The sequence below is a fragment of the Cupriavidus sp. HMR-1 genome (assembly GCF_000319775.1).
Classification (GTDB): Bacteria; Pseudomonadota; Gammaproteobacteria; order Burkholderiales; family Burkholderiaceae; genus Cupriavidus; species Cupriavidus metallidurans.
In genome coordinates, this window is sequence record NZ_ANKP01000083.1 from 1 (window position 1) to 13,301 (window position 13,301).

At 65.2% G+C, this 13,301-nt stretch carries 14 protein-coding genes; 8 read left to right on the forward strand and 6 right to left on the reverse strand.

Annotated elements, in window-relative coordinates; translation table 11 throughout:
• The first annotated feature begins 315 nt into the window (after nt 1-315).
• From D769_RS12310 to thpR, 3 genes are read left to right on the forward strand one after another with little or no spacing between them, the layout of a single operon-like run.
• Nucleotides 316-1,818: an AlkA N-terminal domain-containing protein gene (locus D769_RS12310; protein ID WP_008645447.1), complete on the forward strand. Its 1,503-nt coding sequence runs from the start codon at nt 316-318 to the stop codon at nt 1,816-1,818.
• The gene (locus tag D769_RS12315; RefSeq protein ID WP_008645448.1) at nt 1,815-2,363 is read left to right on the forward strand and encodes a methylated-DNA--[protein]-cysteine S-methyltransferase; all 549 of its coding nucleotides are present in this window, start codon (nt 1,815-1,817) and stop codon (nt 2,361-2,363) included. Before D769_RS12310 ends, D769_RS12315 begins: the two co-directional genes overlap by 4 nt.
• 16 nt (nt 2,364-2,379) lie before the next feature.
• A complete protein-coding gene (gene thpR, locus D769_RS12320) occupies nt 2,380-2,934 on the forward strand; it encodes an RNA 2',3'-cyclic phosphodiesterase (protein WP_008645449.1) in 555 nt (184 codons plus the stop codon).
• Between the two features lie 145 nt (nt 2,935-3,079).
• On the opposite strand, the gene D769_RS12325 is transcribed toward thpR, so the two are convergent.
• A complete protein-coding gene (locus tag D769_RS12325) occupies nt 3,080-3,694 on the reverse strand; it encodes a LysE family translocator (RefSeq protein ID WP_008645450.1) in 615 nt (204 codons plus the stop codon).
• A 147-nt stretch (nt 3,695-3,841) separates the two neighbouring features.
• Here D769_RS12325 and D769_RS12330 point away from each other — a divergent pair, with 147 nt between their 5' ends.
• Both D769_RS12330 and D769_RS12335 read left to right on the forward strand, forming a co-directional pair.
• Nucleotides 3,842-4,702 (forward strand): LysR substrate-binding domain-containing protein, encoded by an 861-nt coding sequence (locus D769_RS12330; RefSeq protein ID WP_040011013.1) that lies wholly within the window; start codon nt 3,842-3,844, stop codon nt 4,700-4,702.
• 261 nt (nt 4,703-4,963) lie between these two features.
• On the forward strand, nt 4,964-5,758 hold the full coding sequence (locus D769_RS12335) for a flagellar brake protein (protein ID WP_008645452.1): 795 nt from the start codon (nt 4,964-4,966) through the stop codon (nt 5,756-5,758).
• 47 nt (nt 5,759-5,805) lie between these two features.
• Here the strand turns inward: D769_RS12335 and D769_RS12340 are convergent, their stop codons facing one another.
• Both D769_RS12340 and D769_RS12345 read right to left on the reverse strand, forming a co-directional pair.
• Nucleotides 5,806-6,660: an IclR family transcriptional regulator C-terminal domain-containing protein gene (locus tag D769_RS12340; RefSeq protein WP_008645453.1), complete on the reverse strand. Its 855-nt coding sequence runs from the start codon at nt 6,658-6,660 to the stop codon at nt 5,806-5,808.
• 294 nt (nt 6,661-6,954) lie between these two features.
• A complete protein-coding gene (locus D769_RS12345; RefSeq protein WP_040011010.1) occupies nt 6,955-9,207 on the reverse strand; it encodes a patatin-like phospholipase family protein in 2,253 nt (750 codons plus the stop codon).
• Between the two features lie 233 nt (nt 9,208-9,440).
• Between D769_RS12345 and D769_RS30660 the strand changes: the two genes are divergently transcribed.
• The 3 genes from D769_RS30660 to D769_RS12360 all read left to right on the forward strand — a co-directional run bounded on the left by D769_RS30660 (nt 9,441) and on the right by D769_RS12360 (nt 11,638).
• Nucleotides 9,441-9,647, forward strand: a complete 207-nt coding sequence (locus tag D769_RS30660; RefSeq protein WP_052018085.1) for an oxidoreductase-like domain-containing protein — start codon at nt 9,441-9,443, stop codon at nt 9,645-9,647.
• The gene (locus tag D769_RS12355) at nt 9,644-10,477 is read left to right on the forward strand and encodes an NAD-dependent protein deacetylase (protein WP_008645457.1); all 834 of its coding nucleotides are present in this window, start codon (nt 9,644-9,646) and stop codon (nt 10,475-10,477) included. The genes D769_RS30660 and D769_RS12355 overlap by 4 nt, the downstream gene beginning before the upstream one ends.
• Nucleotides 10,478-10,780: 303 nt before the next feature.
• Nucleotides 10,781-11,638 carry a DMT family transporter gene (locus D769_RS12360; protein ID WP_040011014.1) on the forward strand — a complete coding sequence of 286 codons (858 nt, stop codon included), beginning with the start codon at nt 10,781-10,783 and terminating at the stop codon, nt 11,636-11,638.
• Here the strand turns inward: D769_RS12360 and D769_RS12365 are convergent.
• The 3 genes from D769_RS12365 to D769_RS12375 all read right to left on the reverse strand — a co-directional run bounded on the left by D769_RS12365 (nt 11,635) and on the right by D769_RS12375 (nt 13,039).
• On the reverse strand, nt 11,635-12,216 hold the full coding sequence (locus tag D769_RS12365) for a DUF1439 domain-containing protein (RefSeq protein ID WP_008645460.1): 582 nt from the start codon (nt 12,214-12,216) through the stop codon (nt 11,635-11,637). The genes D769_RS12360 and D769_RS12365 overlap by 4 nt on opposite strands.
• A gap of 91 nt (nt 12,217-12,307) precedes the next feature.
• Nucleotides 12,308-12,511 carry a SlyX family protein gene (locus tag D769_RS12370; RefSeq protein WP_008645462.1) on the reverse strand — a complete coding sequence of 68 codons (204 nt, stop codon included), beginning with the start codon at nt 12,509-12,511 and terminating at the stop codon, nt 12,308-12,310.
• Nucleotides 12,512-12,610: 99 nt separating this feature from the next.
• The gene (locus D769_RS12375; protein ID WP_008645464.1) at nt 12,611-13,039 is read right to left on the reverse strand and encodes a VOC family protein; all 429 of its coding nucleotides are present in this window, start codon (nt 13,037-13,039) and stop codon (nt 12,611-12,613) included.
• Nucleotides 13,040-13,301: the final 262 nt, after the last annotated feature.

Here is a 13,301-nt window from a genome sequence, read left to right on the forward strand (position 1 = left end):
GCGGGGGCGCGACGCTGCTTGGCCGCGCGGCGAAGGCGGGCACGGGCAGGGCGCTCAGGCCCGCCAAGATGAAGCAAGCCGCGCCGGTGACGAGGCTGGCGGCAAAACTGGTGACAAGACGACGCATGAATTCTCCGTAGACGGCGCCGGTTGGCCGTCTGCAAGGATTCTAGCCGGATGGACGACACGCGAACCGCGTGCCGGCACACTTTCAGATTCGGGGCCAACAATCGTCGCCGTCGGCGGTATCCGGGGCTGAGGCGAATGTCCGATTCCAGCGGGTTTGTCATGTCGTAAAGGCGTAGGATGCATGGCATGGAACTCGATCCCGACACCTGCTACAAGGCCGTGGCCTCGCATGACCGGCGCTTCGACGGACGCTTCTTCGTCGGGGTGTCGTCGACGGGCGTGTACTGCCGGCCGATTTGCGCCGTGCGCACGCCCAAGCGCGAGAACTGCACGTTCTACGAGACAGCCGCCGCCGCGGAGAAACACGGTTTCAGGCCTTGCCTGCGTTGTCGCCCGGAATTGGCGCCGGGGCATGGCCTGGCGGACATCTCCGGCCGGCTGGCGCAGGCCGCCGCCACGTTGATCGACGAAGGCTTCATGTTCGACGCGGGCGTGGCCCAACTGGCCGCCCGGATCGGTGTGACCGAGCGTCACTTGCGCCGCCTGTTCGATGCCGAGTTCGGCGTGTCGGTGCATGAGTATGCCCAGACGCAAAAGCTGCTGCTGGCCAAGCGCCTGCTGACAGACACCGCGCTGCCCGTCACCGAGGTGGCGCTGGCAGCCGGCTTCGGCAGTGTGCGGCGGTTCAACGACGTGCTCAAGGAGCGCTATGGCCTGACGCCGCTGGCGATGCGCAAGCGCGCCGCAGATGGCATGGCGGACCGGCTCGTGTTCGAGCTCGGCTACCGGCCGCCGCTGGCGTGGGAGGCGCTGCTCGGATTTCTGGCAGTGCGTGTCGTCGAGGGCATCGAACAATGTGATGGCGAGGTGTACTCGCGCACGTTGTCGATCGAAGCGGGCGGCCGGTGTCATGCGGGCTGGGTGCGGCTCGAGCATGTGGCGCGGCGCGCGGTGCTGCGCATCACGTTGTCCGGCACGTTGGCGCCCGTGATTCCGCAGGCCTTGGGCAAGGTCCGGCGGTTATGCGATTTGGGCTGTCGCCCCGACATCGTCGACGCTCACCTGGGCGAATTGGCTGCGCAGACGCCTGGAATGCGCCTGCCCGGCGCGTTCGACGGATTCGAGATCGGGGTGCGCGCGATCGTCGGTCAGGTGATTCCGGTGGTGCAGGCGCGGCGCATTCTGGCTCGGCTGGTGCAGGCGGCTGGCGGGCCGCTGCCGGAAGCGGCCCAGGCAGGACTGACCACGCCTGCCGGCCAGGCGCCGCTGACACACGCCTTCCCGACCGCGCAGGTTCTGGCTGCATTGCCCGACGAGGCGTATCGGGCGACTGGCGTGACCGCCGCGAAGACCCGGACGATTCGTGCGTTGGCCCGCAGCGTGGCTGCCCACGAGATCGATCTCGATCCGCACGCGCCACCCGAGGTGACCGTGGCGCAATTGCGTGCCATCGACGGCATCGGAGACTGGACGGCGCAGTACGTCGCAATGCGCGCGTTAGGCTGGCCTGACGCATTTCCGGGCACCGACTACGCGCTGCGCAAGGTGCTGGGCGTCGATACGGTTCGCGGGATGCAGGCGAAAACCGCCGGATGGGCGCCGTGGCGCGCCTATGCGGCAATCCATCTCTGGCACCGCTACGAAGCGCTGAAGCTTCAGGCTAGCGATATCGAGGAGCAGGCAGCATGAGCAGCCATCAGATCATCGACAGCCCGCTGGGCGACATGCTGTTGCGTGCCGATGGCGGCGCGTTGACCGGTGTGTTCTTTGCCGGCCAGAAGTACTACCCGGGGCTGGCGCGTCCCACTCCCGTCTCGGCGATGCCCGCAGCGGATGCGCGCGTGCTGGAGCAGGCCGCGACGGAACTCGGCGCCTACTTCGACGGGGCGCTGCATGGATTCTCCGTCCCGTTCCGGCTGGTTGGCAGCGCCTTCCAGCAGCGGATCTGGCAAGCGCTGTGCGACATCGAATTCGGCGAGACTTCGACCTACGGACAACTCGGCGCGGGGCTCGGCTTGCCGCCAAGCCATTCGCGGGCGATAGGCGGTGCCGTGGGGCGCAATCCCTTGTCGATCATCGTCCCGTGTCATCGCGTGCTTGGCGCGACCGGCGACCTGACCGGCTACGCGGGCGGCGTGGACCGCAAGCGTGCGTTGCTGACGCTGGAGGGCGTGCTCTATCCGGGCCAGTTGCACGCCACCGCGCTGGGTCAGGCCGCGCTCGCCCTGGACTGAAAACGCAGGAGCGCGCGTGGCGCGTCTGTTCGTCGCCATCCAACCTCCCGCCGCGCTGGTGGCGGACCTGCTGCGCATCGTTCCAGCACAGCGCGGCATTCGGCCGACGATGGCCGCGCAGTTGCACCTGACCCTGCGTTTTCTGGGCGAGCAGGATGACGCCAAGGCGGCGCGGATCGAACGGGTGTTGTCCGAGGTGACAGCGCCGCCCGTGGTATTGCAGGTGAAGGGCGTCGGCCGCTTTCGTGGCCACCAGGGCGCCATACTCTGGGCCGGGCTGGAGGCGTCGGCGCCGATGCAGGCGTTGGTCGACGCCATCACCGCCGCGCTGGAGCGCGAAGGGATTCCACCCGAGCGTCGCCGCTTCTGGCCACATTTGACCCTGGCACGTTGCCGGCCTGAGGTGCCGGAGCATGTATTGCGGGACTGGCTGGCGACCCGTCGGGCGCTGTCGCTGCCTGCCTGCGCGATCGACCGGTTCATGCTGTTCGAGAGCGTGCTTGACCGGCAGGGCGCGCGCCATGTGGCGCGGGCCGTCTATCCGCTTGCCGCGAAAGGGCCAGACCACTGACCCCTAACGCTGACACCTCTCACGCCGTGCCGCTCGGCCGGCGATCACCCGGACAGCCGCTCGGAGTGTTGGCCTCAAATCTGCCACGTATCGGCTGTAACGCATGTTCCACGCAGTATCCGGATGGCTTGCTCAACGCCGTGGGCTACCTGACGCCAAGTGCCACACCCAGCCCGAATAGGGCAGTCCCGATGATGACATCGAGCTGTCGTTGGTATCGCAGCATCGCGGCACGCAGCGACTTCGAGCCGAAACACCACGCGACGATGCTGAACCAGACCCAATGCGTGGCCGAAATGAACAGTCCATAGCCAAACTGCACTGCGGCGGGCGTGTGCTCGTTGACGACCTGCGAGTACGTGCTGACCACGAACAGCGTGGTCTTCGGGTTGAGCGCATTGGTCAGGAAACCCATGCGAAACGCCGCCAGTCCCGAAACGGCGGGTGCCCCATCGGCGTCGACGTCCAGCGCCTTGCGATTACGCAGTGTCTGAATGCCGATCCAGATCAAGTAGGCCGCACCGGCCAGCTTGATGATCGAGAGCAGCCCGTGCGCATGGCGCACCAGCAGTGACACGCCGAACATGGTGTAGGCGACGTGTACCTGCACGCCGAGTGCGATGCCCAGCGCGCAAAGCAGCCCGGTGCGGCGGCCAAACAGATAGCTGTTGCGCGTGACCATGGCGAAGTCCGGGCCAGGGCTGATGACGGCAAGAAGGGTGATGGCCGCGACGGCCAGCAGTTCGGCGAGTGGAGTCATTGTTGTGGCATTTCGGTCAGTTTTTGTTGCGTAAGCCGTGTATTCGATGGCACGACATATGGCATTTTTATTCGCAGAAACGGGTACGGCAAACGATATATACTCGCCATATTCCGTGATAAAAACTGACTGATTGGCATGCCATCGATGCACTGGCTCGGCTGGATTCGCTTCTTCGAAGCCGCCGCGCGTCACCAGAACTTCGCCCGGGCGGCCGACGAGTTGCACCTGACCCACGGCGCCATCAGTCGGCAGATCCGCCAGCTTGAAGCCGAACTCGGCGTGAGCCTGTTCGAACGGCGCAATCGCGCGGTCTTTCTGACCGAGGCTGGCCGCACGCTCCAGTCCGCGGCCACGCAGTCGATGGACTTGCTTGCGGCGGCGGTCGAGCGCATCCGCAAGCCCGCTGCGAACGCCGCGCTGGTGTTGTCATGCGAGCCAACCATCGCCATGCGCTGGCTGATTCCTCGGCTGGCACGGTTTTCCGCGCGGCATCCCGATATCCCATTGCATCTGATGGCTGCTGGCGGCGCGATCGACTTTGCGCGTAGCGGTGTCGACGTGGCATTGCGTCGCAATGATTTCCCGTTCGATACGCGCTGGCACACGCGGGAGGTGACGCCCGAGCGGCTGGGGCCGGTTTGCCGGCCGGATCTGGCCGATCACGGGCTTGATGCAATGCCCCGGCTTCATACGCGCACCAGACCTGATGCCTGGCAGCGCTGGGCGCGTAGCGCGGGGTATGTGCTCACTGGCGACACGGACGTCTGGTACGAGCACTTTTATCTGAGCCTGCAGGCCGCGTCCGCGGGGCTTGGCTGGGCGATTGCTTCGGAGCTGATGGCCTATGACGAGTTGTCCGACGGTCGCATGGCCGCACCCCGGGGCTTCGTGGCCGATGGCTCGGCGTACCATCTGCTCTCGCCTGTACCGTTCGAGCATGACTCGCGCCGGCTGGCGTTGTTCGACTGGCTCCATGCCGAGGCAAACGCATCGTCGCAGGCCTAGGCAGGGTGGTGCTGTTATCGCCATCCGAGTGCGTCGAGATGCGGGAGTCGAGAAATGGAGGAAGCGTTACGTGCGCCACCCCTCGGAAGTCTGTCGCTAAAGTTACGTCGTATTTTGCCGAAGCATATGGCAGGTGCTTGCGCCACCTTCGGGTGGCGCTTACCATGCGGCGGCTGGTCGCCGCGAGCTGTCTCCGCTTTCCAGTGCCCGCCCCCCAAAAGGGTGCGTTGTGGCGCAACCCTTTCGACGTAGCGTATCTCCATGAGTCTTCAAGAACCCATCGGGTCCAAGCTGGCCCAATCACAGTCCCAGGTCGATGGCGAGGCCGACGAGCGGGACGCTGCGGCCCACTCGGATGAACGCTACCGGTTGACGCACAGCTCACAGATCGGCACCGTGCTGCGCGATATGGCCTGGCAGAAGTGCCTGCTGAGTGTGCGCTCGAAGGGCGGCTCCGAGATCGTGACGTCGATCCTGCATGTCGATCCGGCCAACAAGACCTTCATTTTCGATTGGTGCCGTGCCGATGGCGAGCGTCAGGCATTGATGTCGTCGGAGCAGAACGCCTTTTCCGGCCTGCTGCGCGGAGTGCCGGTCAACTTTATCGTTGGCACGCCGGGCGCCACGCGCTTTGAAGGCGGTCCCGCGTTCATCGCCGATTTTCCCGAGAAGCTGTACCACTTCCAGCGCCGCCGCCATTTCCGCGCGCGCACGTTGCTGACCAAGGGCTACCGCTGCGAACTGCGAATTCCCGAGACGGAAAAGCAGGCGCTGCAGCTCGATATCGCTGACTTGTCGTTGTCAGGGGTGGGTTTGCGCTCGCGTGCGGTGGGCGCGGACCAGTTGCCCGTGGGCACCGTGATCAAGCGCTGCCTGCTGGACTTTGCCGAACTCGGCCGGCTGGAGCTCGACATGCAGGTAGTGGGTCATTGGCTGGTGGGCTTCGACGACAACACCGTGCACCACTACGGATGCGCGTTCCTGAACCCGGACGGCCGCATGGAAAACTTCCTGCAGCGCCTGGTGTTCCAGCTCGAACTGGCGCACCGGGGCTGACACCCCGGCGCAAGCGGAAAGCGGCTCAGTTGCCGCTCAATTTCCGCTTAGTTGCCAATCATCTTGCCGATCGCGGCTGCCGCCTCCCGCATGGGGCCGAGCAGCCGCGCAATCATTTCCCCTTCCGATACCTTGTTGGCCTTCACGCTGACGCTGATGGCCGCCAGCACCACGCCGGCCTGCGACCGCACGGGCACGGCGATCGCGCGCAATCCCGGCTCCAGTTCCTCGTCGATCAGCACATAGTCCATGTCGCGGGCGCGCTGGAAGGCTGCCTCAAGCTCAGGACGCGAGATCTTGGTCAGCAGCGTTCGCGGGCGCAGTTCAGCATGGTCGAAGAACGCCTCCAGGATCGGTTGTGGCTGATGGGCCAGCAACAGGCGGCCGGTGGACGTGCAATAGGCCGGCAGGCGGCTGCCCATGCCGAGCGAGTGCGTCAGCACGCGCTGCACTTCCGAGCGAACCAGATACAGGATGTCGGTGCCGTCGAGGATGGCGAGCGCCGAGGTTTCGTGCACGCGCGCGCTGAGGCTATCCAGAACGGGCTGCGCCAGAGAGACGATCGCACTCGACGAGAAAAATGCGTGGCCAAGATGCAGCACGCGCGGACGCAGCGCGAAGTGGCCGTCCTGCTGGCTGACGTAGCCAAGCTGTTCCAGCGTGTAGAGGCAGCGGCGAACCGAAGCGCGCGACAACTGCGTGCGCTGCGCCACCTGGGAGATAGTCAGTGGGCGCTTGCGTTCGGAGAATGCCTCGAGCACGGTCAGTCCGCGCGCCAGCGAGAGCATGAAGTTGGGATCGCCGGCAAAGCTGCCGAGGATGTCGGCGGGCGGCTTGGCAGCGCGCACGGTGTCGGCTTGCGCCGGTTTGAGACTGATGGGGCTGGGGCTCGGAGCGTCCATGGCGGATAAAACGGTGCGGGGGAGCGTTCGATAATCGCGCATCTTAACGCCCCAGAGCGCTGATTGCCGCCTTCTGGACAAAAAAATGTCGCCGGTCGGGACGGCGACGGGGAAGGGGGTGTCGGTCAAGACGGGGGTCCTGACGACGAATCGAGTATAGGTAGGGGTACAGAGACATTAAATACAACTAAGGTGGGGGAAGGCGTCGACAGCCAGCGCCGGGAGGCGCATCGGTCGCTCAGGGGCTGTTCGCGCCGGCTTCAGGGGCGCTCAAGGCTTCCTCAAAAGGCATCTTCAAGGCTTGCCCAGGAACAGGTAGAACGCATAGTTGCCGCCCGCCGCCCGGCCATAGCCGAGGTAGAGCGGCCCGACCGGGCTGTCGATGCCCAGGAATGCCGCCATCGACTTCAGCAGCCCGGTTGGACTACCCGGTACCAGCGGCGCGCCAACGCGCCCGGCTTCGAGCGAGAAGCCAGCGTAGACGCCGTCGAAAAATGTCTGGTGGATCAGCTTGTTGTAGTAGACCATCCGCGCGAACTGCAGATTGCCGCCGATGAGTTGCCCCGTGCTGTACCCCGACTGCTGCAGGAAGCCACCCCATTGGAACAGGTCGTACTTCGGCAGGGCGGGGCCGCCGATATTGCTGCCGGCCTTGAACGCCAAACTGAGCGTGTTATTGCCGATCGAGTATGCCCACGCGCCTGAGATATCGCCCTTGGTATAGGTATCGGTCGCGCCCATGCCGCCCTGCGAGGCGTAGACGTTCAGCGTGCCGCCGTACCCGAAGCGCGGGAAGTTGAGATTGTCGAGCTGATCCGCCAGCAGCCGGCCTTCGATGGCGCGCCGGTTGACGCGGCCAGGGCCGGGACTCAGATACGCGGGGCCGGTGGATAGCGAAGCATTCTGCTCCCCAACGACCACGCCAAGCCGGGCCTCGCCGTACTTGGTGATCTGGCTGCCGATGTCGAATGCGAAGTCGGTGCGGCGCAGATCGTACTGGGCCAGTCTGGTGCTGCCGCTGAAGATATTGACCGGCCGCCGCTCCAGTTCGATACGTGGCGCCACGAAGAAAAGCTGGCGCGTATCGAGCGGCTGGTAGAACTCGCTGATCAGGCTCGAAGTCTGACCCACCTGCGCATCGGTTCGCCACTCCGCCCCGAGCGAGTTCAGCCACGTGCGGCGGTAGCTGGCCAGCAGGTTGAAGTAGGCATCGCCGCGGAAGTCGGTGCTTAGCCCGAGACCGAAGCGCAGATAGTCGGGGCCGTAGGATTTCTCGATCGCATCGACCGAAAGCACGCGCTTGCCCGGTTCTTCCAGGAAGCGATAGTTCACGTGCTCGAAATCGCCGGTGCCGAACAGGCGGCGCATGTCGCGATCGAGCGTGGCCTGCGAGATCGGCTCGCCGGGCTTGGTTTCCATCGTGGCGGCCGCGAACTCCGGATTCACGCGTTCCATCGGCGCAAAGCGGATTTCGTCGACGGGCCGCACATCGGGCGGTGGCAGCGCCACCTGTCGCGCGCGTAGTTGGGCGTATTGTGCCGGCGGGATCGACAGCTCGGATAGCCGGCTCGCCTCTTTCCGGGCGGCAGCCTCGCCGATTGGGATCGTCTTGGGCAGGTGGTCGAAATCACCCGCCGAGAAATCCCCTAATTCGGGCTTGATCAGGATGTCAGTGGGCCTCAAGGCGGCCAGCGATGTGCGCACGTTCTGCTCGGTCAGGATGTTGAGCATCTGTCCGGTTACCCCGATGATCGATGTCAGCTCTTCGCGCTTCATCAGCGGCGTGCCGAGGTTGACGGCGATGATGATGTCCGCGCCCATCGCCCGCGCCACGTCGACGGGCAGGTTGTCGGTCAGGCCGCCGTCGACCAGCAGCTTGCCTTCGTACTCGGTGGGCGCTACCGCGCCCGGCACCGACATGCTCGCCCGCATCACGTTGGCCAGTTCGCCCTGGCTGAACACCACCGGCGTACCGGCGACCAGATCCGTGGCGACTGCCCGATACGGAATCGGTAGTGTGTCGAAGTTGCGATAGCCGGGAGCATTGGCGAGCTGCCGCAACACGGTTTCGAGCTGCACGCCCGAGACGGCACCCTTGGGCAAAAGCAGGCCATCCGAGCGCACGCCGATCTCGGGCGTGAAAAGGTTCGTGTGGTCGTCGATCTTGCGGCGAATGGCCAGATCCTGACGGGGCGGGCGCTCCTTGAAGATCGTTCCCGTCGTCAGCCCGCCGACGAGTTTCTCCATGTCCGACGTGCTCATGCCGGTCGCGTACGCGCCGCCGACGATCGATCCCATGCTGGTGCCGGCGATGCAATCGATCGGCACGCGCAGTTCCTCGAGCACCTTGAGCACGCCGATATGGGCCGCGCCACGCGCGCCGCCGCCCGAAAGCACCAGGCAGATCTTAGGCCGGCCCTGCGGCGCCGATGTCGCGGCGGGCTCGGCCGCCAGCGCCGACGGGCCGGCTATCGCGCCCGAACACAGCACTGCCAACCATGCGGCGCAGCGAAGAAGGGCAGAGGCGTGGCGCATCGCAGATGACATGAAGAAGAGGGGGCGGCGAAGGACATTGCCGCGACCTTCAACACTAGCAGTGTGGTCCGCATGTGGCGTATGCCATGCGCCAAGATCAAAACAATTCATCACGCGCGCCGGAACCATTCAGATCGGCGGTCACGCATGTCGGCTTCTGTCCGCTCCGGCGCGGGATAGCCGATGCGGCATATACTGGCGCCGTACCTGATTCCATTGCGTCTTCCGTGTCTTCCGTGTCTTCCGTGTCTTCCGCAGAACATTTCCACACGCCCCCCGACGATCCAAAACCCGCGCCGCCCGAAAGACCCGGCGACAACGAGTGCTGCGGCAGCGGTTGCGATCCATGCGTCTTCGATTTCTACAACGACGAGATGGAGCGCTATCGCCAGGAACTGCGGGCATGGGAGGCGCGCCAGGCCGCTCGCGATAACGCCGCAACGCATTCGTGAACCATTCCGCCGCGCTTCAGGACTTCGTTGAACGGCATCGGCGCCTGTTCGTCCTGACCGGCGCCGGCATCAGCACGGACTCCGGCATTCCGGGCTATCGCGACGAGCAAGGCCGGTGGCAACGCTCGGCGCCGATGACCATCAGCGCGTTCATGAGTGGTCACGCGGCACGGCAACGCTACTGGGCGCGCAGCATGGTCGGCTGGCCGGTGGCGGTGGGGGCACATCCGAATATCAGCCATCGCGTGGTGGCGCGGCTTGGCGATGCCGGGCGCGTGTCGGCGCTGGTTACCCAGAACGTGGATGGACTGCACCAGCAGGCGGGCAGCCGCGATGTCGTCGAGTTGCACGGCAGCATCAGACAGGTCGTGTGCCTGTCGTGCGCCACGCGCTACCCCCGCGTGGGCCTGCAGCACTGGCTCTGGCAACACAATCCCGATTTTCGTGACATGACGGCATTGCCCGCCGCGGATGGCGACGCGCATCTGGAGTCGCCGTTGTTCGACAATTTCGCGGTGCCGGTCTGCGAGCGATGCGAGGGCGTGCTCAAGCCCGATGTGGTGTTTTTTGGCGAGTCGGTGCCGCGTGAACGCGTCGATACCGGCCGGGCGGCACTCGCCAACTCCGATGCCGTGCTGGTGGTCGGGTCGTCGCTGACGGTGTTTTCGGGCTATCGCTTCTGCCTGTGGGCGAACGAGCTGGGCCTGCCGATCGCCGCGCTGAACCTTGGCACCACGCGCGCCGATCCGCTGCTGACACTCAAGGTATCCGCGCCGATCGGGCCCACTCTGTCCGCGCTGGCGACCGGGATCGGGCTGGCTGCCGATTGACCGCCCAGTGACCGAACATTGACCACCAATGGACCTCCGATTGACCCCGGCGGCGCCTGTCGCTAGGATCGACGCATTGCCCGATATCTTCGGGTGCCCCCAACCAGTCATCCCATGACCCCTGTTTCTGTCACGGCGCCCCCCTGCGCGCCGCCGCGCGGCTGATTCCAGCCGACTTACGTCTCCGGTATCGCTGACGAAGACGTGCTCGCGCATCGCGCGCGGCACGCGCCGGAGCCTGCGTGGTTTCTGACAGGACAATTCATGAATTCCGAAAAAGACGTCATGGCGGACGCATCCGCCATGCGCACGTCCATGCACGCGCTTGCCGTGTATGGCGCGACCCCTTTGTTCGTGCTGCTCTGGAGTGGTGGCGCGATATTCAGCCGCGTGGGACTTTCCCATGCCTCGCCATTTGCGTTTCTTACGTTGCGATTCGTCATCGCGCTGACCCTGCTTGCCGCCATCGGCGTGGCACGCCGGCGCGTGTTGCCAGCCCCCGGCACGCGCGTGCGTGTGGCGGTGACGGGCGCGTTGATGATCGGCGGATACTCGATCAGCTACCTGCTGGCACTGGATTTCGGCATGACGCCGGGTGTACTGGCTACCGTGCTGGGCGTGCAGCCAATCCTGACTTTGCTCTGGATGGAGCGGCGCGTGTCGGTGGCACGGCTGGCAGGTCTGACGCTGGCGCTGGCCGGGCTGGTGACGATCGTGGCCGATAGCCTGATGGCCGCAAGGTTCTCGATCGCTGGCTGGGGTGCCGCCCTGGCCGCGCTCGCGTGCATGACGGTGGGCGCCATCGGGCAGAAAGGCATCCGGCAGGCCCCGGTGGAGATCCTGCCGCTGCAGTACACGGTGGCGCTGGCGATGTGCCTGCTGTGCGTGCCGTTCCAGCCGTTCCGGTTCGAGCACGTGCCGGGCTTCTTTTTCCCGCTGCTCTGGATGGGGATCGTGATTTCGGTGGTGGCGACGCTGCTGTTCTACCGGCTGATCCAGGCTGGTAACCTGGTCAACGTGACCAGCCTGTTCTATCTGGTGCCGCCTGTCACAGTTCTGCTGGACTTCGTCGCGCTGAGCAACCGGCCCGCGCCGCTTGCGCTAGTCGGCATGATTGCCATTCCGATGGGGCTGGCGCTGGTGTTTCGCGCGGGACGCTAGCGCAGGTTGACCTGCACGCGGATGCCGTCGGGCGCCACGGTGATGGCGCCCGGCTCGACGTCCTTGCCGTTGAAGCGGAGTTCTTCGGGTTTGAACGTGTACAGCGGATAGTCCTTCAGCAGTTGCTGGGCCACCACGGCGCCAATGGCGTTGAGTTGCTCGCGATACTGGCTCATGCCTTGCACCTCCACGTCCTGCACGGTCGGGTTGTCCAGCAGCACCGCGCGGCGCGTGGCGTCGTAGCGGACGCCGCTGTTCAGCGCCAGCGAGCCGTTGACCGGCGGGGACGGGATCACCGTGTTCGAGAGCGCCGCGTCCACCCGAGTGGTGATGCGGTTGCCGGCCTCGTCGAGCACGAGGCGCGGGTTCGAAAGCCGCACGCTGACCAGTTCGCCATAGCGCAGCGTGGCCGGGAAGCGCTTATCCACCGCGCTCTGCAACTCGTCCTTGGTGAACGTGTATTCGCCAGTCCAGACGTTGTAGCCGGCGTGGGCAGTGCCCAGCGCAGCCGCGACGATGGCCAGGGCCAGCAAAGGTCGGCGTGCGCGGGACAGGCGGTTGATCAGGGTACGGGACATGGCCGGGATGCGAATCGAAGTTACGCAGTCAGACCCGTGCCGCGCGGTGATCGTTCCGACATGTGACGCCGGTGCGGGCCATCGACAGGTTTCAGTAGTGCGGCGGGATTTCGTGCTGCGGATCGGACTCGGCAGCCATGGGTGCGCTGGCACGCACTTGTTGGTACAGCGCGCGAAACTGCGCCTGCAACAGATCGATCTGCTGCTGCTGGCGGGCGACGGCGAGATTCAGCGTCTCGATCAGGTCTTCCTGGAAGGCGACCTTGATCTCCAGATCGGTCAGGCGGGATTCCATGGTGTTCTCCGGTTGGCCGCGCATTGTACGGGACTGCACGGTACGGCCAGCCGGAGAACGGCAACGATGGTCAGTGGACCAGTAGACCAGTGGGCCAGGTTATTCCTTGGGCCCGGCGATCACCATCCACATCACGCCGAACTTGTCGGTGACCATGCCAAAGCGCTCGCTGAAGAACGTCTGCGACGGCGGCATGTTGATCTGGCCACCTTCGGCGAGCTTCTCCATCGTCTTGTCGCACTCGGCGGCATTGGCTACGTTCAGCGACAGGCCGAAGCCCTTGAACTCGGTCTTGCCCTTGGCTTCCCCGTCGGACCCCATGATCACTGCATCGCCGATTTGCAGCGCCATATGCATGATCTTGTCTTGGTTGATGACGGCCGGACCACAGCCGGGACCGGCATCCTTGGGGCCATCGCGGTAGCGCAGCATGGCGCCAACCTGCGCGCCCAGGGCGGTCTTGTAGAACTCGGCCGCTTCCTCAGCGCGACCATCGAAAAACAGATACGGCTGGACTTTCGAGGACATCGATAACTCCTGTGGATTGGGCGCCCAATACGGCCGGGCGGGGGGCTGAACCGGTACTTGTGTACGGCGTCCACAAAGATTAGGCGAGAGTCCGGGGGATGTCCACATCTATTTTCGGGGACAGATATGACGGGTTGCGAAAGGCTTGTTTCACCGTTGCCGTTTGGCGCTGACGCCGGGCCATGTCACAATTCACGGTTACGAGTTTCGGGCGCCGGACCGGCTCGCCGCATGACGCGATCGTGCGGGGGCGCCCCAAGAG

Coding starts and splice junctions, on each gene's coding strand:
- D769_RS12345 (WP_040011010.1), bottom strand. CDS start 9,207: ATGTCATCTGCGATGCGCCACGCCTCTGCCCTTCTTCGCTGCGCCGCA.
- D769_RS12370 (WP_008645462.1), bottom strand. CDS start 12,511: ATGGAATCCCGCCTGACCGATCTGGAGATCAAGGTCGCCTTCCAGGAA.
- D769_RS12330 (WP_040011013.1), top strand. CDS start 3,842: ATGCACTGGCTCGGCTGGATTCGCTTCTTCGAAGCCGCCGCGCGTCAC.
- D769_RS12375 (WP_008645464.1), bottom strand. CDS start 13,039: ATGTCCTCGAAAGTCCAGCCGTATCTGTTTTTCGATGGTCGCGCTGAG.
- D769_RS12365 (WP_008645460.1), bottom strand. CDS start 12,216: ATGTCCCGTACCCTGATCAACCGCCTGTCCCGCGCACGCCGACCTTTG.
- D769_RS12340 (WP_008645453.1), bottom strand. CDS start 6,660: ATGGACGCTCCGAGCCCCAGCCCCATCAGTCTCAAACCGGCGCAAGCC.
- D769_RS12310 (WP_008645447.1), top strand. CDS start 316: ATGGAACTCGATCCCGACACCTGCTACAAGGCCGTGGCCTCGCATGAC.
- D769_RS12325 (WP_008645450.1), bottom strand. CDS start 3,694: ATGACTCCACTCGCCGAACTGCTGGCCGTCGCGGCCATCACCCTTCTT.
- D769_RS12315 (WP_008645448.1), top strand. CDS start 1,815: ATGAGCAGCCATCAGATCATCGACAGCCCGCTGGGCGACATGCTGTTG.
- D769_RS12360 (WP_040011014.1), top strand. CDS start 10,781: ATGCGCACGTCCATGCACGCGCTTGCCGTGTATGGCGCGACCCCTTTG.
- D769_RS12335 (WP_008645452.1), top strand. CDS start 4,964: ATGAGTCTTCAAGAACCCATCGGGTCCAAGCTGGCCCAATCACAGTCC.